The organism is Acidobacteriota bacterium, from assembly GCA_016195325.1.
GTDB lineage: Bacteria > Acidobacteriota > Polarisedimenticolia > JACPZX01 > JACPZX01 > JACPZX01.
Genome location: JACPZX010000099.1, coordinates 1 through 5,271 on the forward strand (window position 1 = coordinate 1; position 5,271 = coordinate 5,271).

Below are 5,271 nucleotides of genomic sequence, written 5' to 3' on the forward strand. Positions count from 1 at the left end.
GCGTGAAGCTCCTCGTCCTCGTCCCCGATCGCGTGCCGATCTACGACGTCCTCGAGATCTCCCGCGCCGCGAAGAAGACCGGCGCCCGCTTCCTCGGCCCGAACACCCTCGGCTGCCTCAGCGTCGGGCGGGCCGTCCTCGGCATGATGGGAGGGCGCGCCGCCACGGCGAAGTCGTGGTTCAAGAAAGGGAACGTCGGCGTCACCTCGCGAAGCGGCGGCATCACGTCGGCCACGGCGTACTACCTGAGCCAGGCGGGGGTCGGCCTCACGAGCATCGTGCACGTCGGCGGAGACGCCGTCGTGGGCCTCCCCCACCCCGACATCGTCCGGATGTTCCAGGACGACCCCGAGACCGAGGCGATCGTCATGTTCGGCGAGATCGGAACATCCCAGGAGGAACAGGTCGCCGACCTCATCGCGCGGAAGATCGTCACCAAGCCCGTCATCGCCTACATCGGCGGGAAGGCCGCGCGGAAAGGAACGCGCTTCTCCCACGCCGGCGCCATCGTCGAGGGGGACCGCGGCACGCACGAGGGGAAGGTGAAGGCCCTCCGTGAGGCCGGCGCCGTCGTCGTCGACTCGTTCAACGATCTTCCCGCCGCGACGCTGAAGATCCTCAAGAAGCCCGCAGCCTAGGAGCCCCCGAATCCCATGGAAGACCTCCACTGGAAAACCGGCATCACGAAGGTCGAGCCGAACAAAATCTCGCTCCGCGGCTACCCCATCGACCAGCTCATGGGGAAGATCTCCTTCTCGCAGGGGATCTACCTCGCCCTCAAGGGAGAGTTCCCGAGCGACGAGGTCGGCAAGATGATCGACGCCATCCTGGTGTCGTCGATCGACCACGGCGCAACTCCTCCCTCGATTCTGGCCGCCCGCACCGTCGCCTCCACCGGCGCCCCGCTGTCTTCGGCCGTCGCCGCCGGCGTCCTCGCCATCTCGCGCCTCCACGGCGGGGCCATCGAGGAGGGGATGGAGCAGATGCTCGCCGTCGCCCGCCGCGCCGACTCGGAGAAGCTCACCGAGGTGGAAGCCGCCGCCCGCGTCGTCGCCGAGGCGAAGGCCGCGAAGAAGCGCCTCTCCGGCTTCGGCCATAGGACTCACACCGACGACCCCCGCTCGAAACGCCTCTTCGCGCTCGCCCGCGCGCTCGGCCTTGCCGGCCGCCATCTCGCGATCGCCGCCGCCCTCGAGGACGCCCTCGCCGCCTCGTCCGGGAAGCGCCTCCCCCTGAACGTGGACGGCGCCATCGCCGCCGTGCTCTGCGACCTCGGCTTCCCGACGACGGTCGCGAACGCCTTCTTCATCATGTCGCGCGTCGCCGGGATGGTCGCCCACATCGAGGAGGAGCGTCACCGCGAGAAGCCGATGCGGCGGATTCACCCGTCCGACCACGAGTACGACGGCCCGGCGGGGCGAGAGGTGAAGTAGGACGGTCCCATCTTCACGCCCCTCCGCGCACCGTCGTACTTTCGTCGAGTGACGCTCGATGCTGTGGCTGGAACCGTGGTCTGGCCGAACGGTGCCGACATCGCACCCGAGACGCTGTCGGCCCTTCCCGCGGAGCGAACCGCTCAGCCTGGTAAGCCCTCGAGTGCGAGAGTGCTGCGACGAACGCGCAGACGCGTGCAGTCGGGCGCCCGTCGAGCGGAGAGTGCGACGAGCCGGCGAAACGGACGTTGAAGTGATCGCGCCCCTGACGCCATCCAGTCGAAGCGTCTTCAGGGATCTGGGGTTCGGAGCGGGGGAAGCAGAGAAGCTCAAGCTCCGTTCCACGCTCATCGGCCACATCCGCCGACGGATGAAGTCGCGTGGGCTCACCCAGAGTGAGGCCGCCCGTGCCATGCAGGTCTCACAACGTCGGCGCGAACGTGCGCCTTGAGGTGACGCCCCGGCGCCGGAAGGGGTGCGTCGCATGACGCGGTCCAGGGTGGAGCGCAGGATCAAGAGGCACGTGTTCGGTCGGTGAGTCGCCTCGCCAACGCCAGAGAAGCGCAGAGGCGTGCAGGTCGCGGGTGGCATCACCGGCGCGAGCGGATCGAAGATGCTGGATCGGTCGCACGGCGGTTCCGTTCAAGAAGCACCCTCGGACGGGCTCGGCAGGTAGACGAATACTACACGAAAGTCACCGAGCGCGTCAAGAGAATTCTGGGTTGGACGGGCAGGCGGCGGCTGCCGGTGTCAGAGAGTGACTTCGAGCGGGTTTCCCTTGAGCGCGCTCACGCGCAGCACCGAGAAGCCGAGGATGTTCCCCTCGCCATCGACCCGCTTCAGGAAGCGGCCCGGATGGTCTTCGCCAGGATCTCCTTCGTGACGCCCAGCGCCAGGAGAGACCTCACCAGTAGGTCGAGTGAGACCGACGGGTCCCCGGCCTCCATCTTCGCCACGCGTGACTGACTGGATTGGAGGATCCTCGCGGCCTGGACCTGCGTGAGGCGATGCCGGCGCCTCAGGTCCGACAGCTTGCGACTCAGCGCGAGCTTCAGTTCTACGTACGTCGCCTCTTCCGCGCTCAGCTCGAGGAATTCCTTCGCCGTGCCCACCTTCCAGCCCTTGCGTTCGAGCTTCTTCCGCTTCGCGTTTTCCATGATCGCGTCTCCTCAGACCGCGTCGTAGTCGCGCAGCCGCTTTCGGCACAGTTCGACAAGCTGCTTCGGGGTCTTCGCCGTCGTCTTTCGGAAGACCTCGACGATGACCACCGCGTCGTCATCCGTGATCTTGCCCCGCTCCCGTGGACACCCGGAAAGGACTCACGTAGAGTCCGATCAGAGGAGGACGGTCCATGGGAGTTGCACGGCGGAAGCATACGGCAGAGTTCAAGATCGAAGCGGTCCGGCTGGTCACGGAGAAAGGTATCAGCGTCGCGAAGGCCGCTCGCGACTTGGGGATCGATCGAAGCCTCCTCACGAAATGGAAGCGGGATCTGGCCGGCCAGGGTGCGGCGGCGTTCCCCGGCAAGGGGCGGCTCAGGCCTCTTGAGGAGGAAGTGGCCCGGCTGCGCCGCGAGAACGACACGCTTCGGCTGGAGCGAGACATTCTAAAAAAAGCGACGGCCTTCTTCGCCAACGAATCCCGATGAGATTCGAGTTCATCGGGCGGCACGTCGCCGAGTTCCCGGTGACGGCGATGTGCCGGGTGTTGGAGGTCTCGCGGAGCGGGTACTACGCGTGGAAGCTGAGACCGGACAGCCCACGGGTGAGCCAGGACCGACGAACGGCGGTCATCATCGCGACGATCCAGCAGATGGTCAAACGGGTGTACGGAACCCCGCGGATGCACCGCGAGCTGGCGGCCCGAGGTGAGAAGATCGGCCGAAGGAGAGTGGCGCCGCTGATGCAGCAGAACGGCCTCCAATCGCGCTGTCGTCGAAAGTTCCGCGTGACGACCCAGTCGAACCACTCGCACGCCGTCGCGCCGGACCGATTGCAGAGGAACTTCACCCCCAGAGGTCCGAACCAGTCCTGGGTTGCGGACATCACGTACATCTGGACGCGCGAGGGGTGGCTGTACCTCGCGGTCGTGCTCGACCTGTACTCGCGGATGGTGGTGGGATGGAGGCTCGGTGAACGGATCAACAGAGAACTCGTGATCGAAGCGCTGCGAATGGGGATCGCGAGGAGGAAGCCCGCCGCTGTGTTGGTTCACCACTCGGACCGCGGCAGCCAGTACGCCAGCGGGGAGTTCGGCAAGGAGCTGAGCAAGCGCGGCATCCTGGCGAGCATGAGCCGCAAGGGCAACTGCTGGGACAACGCCGTGGCGGAGAGCTTCTTCGGCTCGCTCAAGAGCGAGCTCGAGAACCTCGACCGTTACGAAACGCGAGCTCAGGCCCGACGCGAGATCTTCGAGTACATCGAGATCTTCTACAACGGCATGAGAAGGCATTCGACCCTCGGGTACGTCAGTCCGAGAGACTTCGAGCGAAAGGCACCTGCTGCTTAACCAACTGTCCACGGGGGCGGGGCAAGATCATCCGTGCGGTAGACGATGCGCCACGCAGCACCCCGGTCCACGATCCGCAGTTCATGGCATCGCGCGGCGACCGACGGCATGGGTCTCGAGTGCGGCATCCCGAGGCCCTCTCCTCGCTGCAGCCGTCGGAGCAGGAATCCCGCTTCGATTCGAGCCGCCTGCGAGAAAGGCGGCGTCTTCACTTCGCCGTGGAGCCAGACCAGAGGCTTGTCTCTCGGACTCATGCGGAAGGAGTCTATGTCACATACGACATACGGTCAAGATCAGGGCGCCGGGAGGGCCGGAGGGGACTACTGGAAGGCCCCTCCCCCACTTGAAAGACACCCCCCCATTGGCGATCATCTTCGTCCCGCAAGTGGAGGGCGTCCGACGACCGGGCGCCGGCGAAGGAGCGTGGAAGCGACATGGCCAAGTACCGGATCGCGTGGCTGCCGGGTGACGGCATCGGGAAAGACGTCATGGAGGCGGCGCGCATCGTCCTCGACGCCGTGAAGCTCGACGCGGAGTACATCCCCGGCGACATCGGCTGGGAGTTCTGGTGCAAGGAAGGGAACCCTCTCCCCGACCGGACGATCAAGCTCCTTCGCGAGACCGACTGCTGCCTCTTCGGCGCCATCACCAGCAAGCCCAAAGAAGAGGCCGAGAAGGAGCTCGTCCCCGCCCTCCGCGGGAAGGGGATGTCTTACGCCTCCCCCATCGTGCGCCTCCGCCAGGAGTTCGACCTCCACACGAACCTGCGTCCCTGCAAGGGGTACCCGGGGAACCCTCTCAACTACCAGGAGAAGATCGACCTGGTCGTCTTCCGCGAGAACACGGAAGACCTCTACGTGGGGGTCGAGTTCTTCCCGCTGCCGGCGGCGGTGCGGGACACCCTCGTCCAGAACCATCCGAAGATGAAGCGCTTCAAGGACACCCCTCTCGACGAGATCGCGCTCTCGTGCCGCATCAACACGGTGCGCGCGTCCACGTCGATCGCGCGGCAGGCTTTCGAGTTCGCGAAGAAGAACGGGTACAAGACGGTCACGATCGTCGAGAAGCCGAACGTCATCCGCGAGACGTCGGGGGTGATGATCCGCGCGGCCCGTAAGGTGGCTCAGGACTACCCGGGCATCGCGCTGTGGGAGGCGAACATCGACGCGATGTGCATGTGGCTGATCAAGAACCCTCAGACGTACGGGGTTCTCGTGGCGTCGAACATGTTCGGGGACATCATCTCGGATCTGTGCGCGCAGCTCGTCGGGGGGATGGGGTTCGCGGCGTCGGCGAACATCGGCGACAAGTACGCGGTCTTCGAGCCGAC

The 5,271-nt window shown here is 65.9% G+C and carries 7 protein-coding genes; 6 read left to right on the plus strand and 1 reads right to left on the minus strand.

The window, feature by feature from the left end; translation table 11 throughout:
• The 4 genes from HY049_17220 to HY049_17235 all read left to right on the plus strand — a co-directional run.
• Nucleotides 1–638: succinate--CoA ligase subunit alpha (locus HY049_17220; protein MBI3450640.1), on the plus strand; the 638-nt coding region annotated here is incomplete at its 5' end.
• 15 nt (nucleotides 639–653) lie between these two features.
• Nucleotides 654–1,433 carry a citryl-CoA lyase gene (locus HY049_17225; protein ID MBI3450641.1) on the plus strand — a complete coding sequence of 260 codons (780 nt, stop codon included), beginning with the start codon at nucleotides 654–656 and terminating at the stop codon, nucleotides 1,431–1,433.
• Between the two features lie 9 nt (nucleotides 1,434–1,442).
• On the plus strand, nucleotides 1,443–1,685 hold the full coding sequence (locus tag HY049_17230; GenBank protein MBI3450642.1) for a DUF2442 domain-containing protein: 243 nt from the start codon (nucleotides 1,443–1,445) through the stop codon (nucleotides 1,683–1,685).
• Complete coding sequence (locus HY049_17235; protein ID MBI3450643.1) at nucleotides 1,657–1,884, plus strand: XRE family transcriptional regulator; 228 nt, start codon at nucleotides 1,657–1,659, stop codon at nucleotides 1,882–1,884. Before HY049_17230 ends, HY049_17235 begins: the two co-directional genes overlap by 29 nt.
• A gap of 388 nt (nucleotides 1,885–2,272) precedes the next feature.
• Here HY049_17235 and HY049_17240 read toward each other — a convergent pair whose 3' ends face one another.
• Nucleotides 2,273–2,590: an XRE family transcriptional regulator gene (locus tag HY049_17240; protein MBI3450644.1), complete on the minus strand. Its 318-nt coding sequence runs from the start codon at nucleotides 2,588–2,590 to the stop codon at nucleotides 2,273–2,275.
• Between the two features lie 194 nt (nucleotides 2,591–2,784).
• On the opposite strand from HY049_17240, the gene HY049_17245 reads away from it, so the two are divergent.
• Nucleotides 2,785–3,941, plus strand: a protein-coding gene (locus tag HY049_17245; GenBank protein ID MBI3450645.1) for an IS3 family transposase whose coding sequence is annotated in 2 segments (ribosomal slippage) — nucleotides 2,785–3,052 and nucleotides 3,052–3,941 — 1,158 coding nt in all. Because the reading frame shifts where the segments join, the coding sequence is not laid out codon by codon here.
• Nucleotides 3,942–4,375: 434 nt separating this feature from the next.
• A partial coding sequence (locus tag HY049_17250) for an isocitrate/isopropylmalate dehydrogenase family protein (protein ID MBI3450646.1) occupies nucleotides 4,376–5,271 on the plus strand: 896 nt, incomplete at its 3' end.

Bases quoted from the DNA above. Each gene is read 5' to 3' on its own strand.
- HY049_17225 (MBI3450641.1), top strand. From the start codon at position 654: ATGGAAGACCTCCACTGGAAAACCGGCATCACGAAGGTCGAGCCGAAC.
- HY049_17240 (MBI3450644.1), bottom strand. From the start codon at position 2,590: ATGGAAAACGCGAAGCGGAAGAAGCTCGAACGCAAGGGCTGGAAGGTG.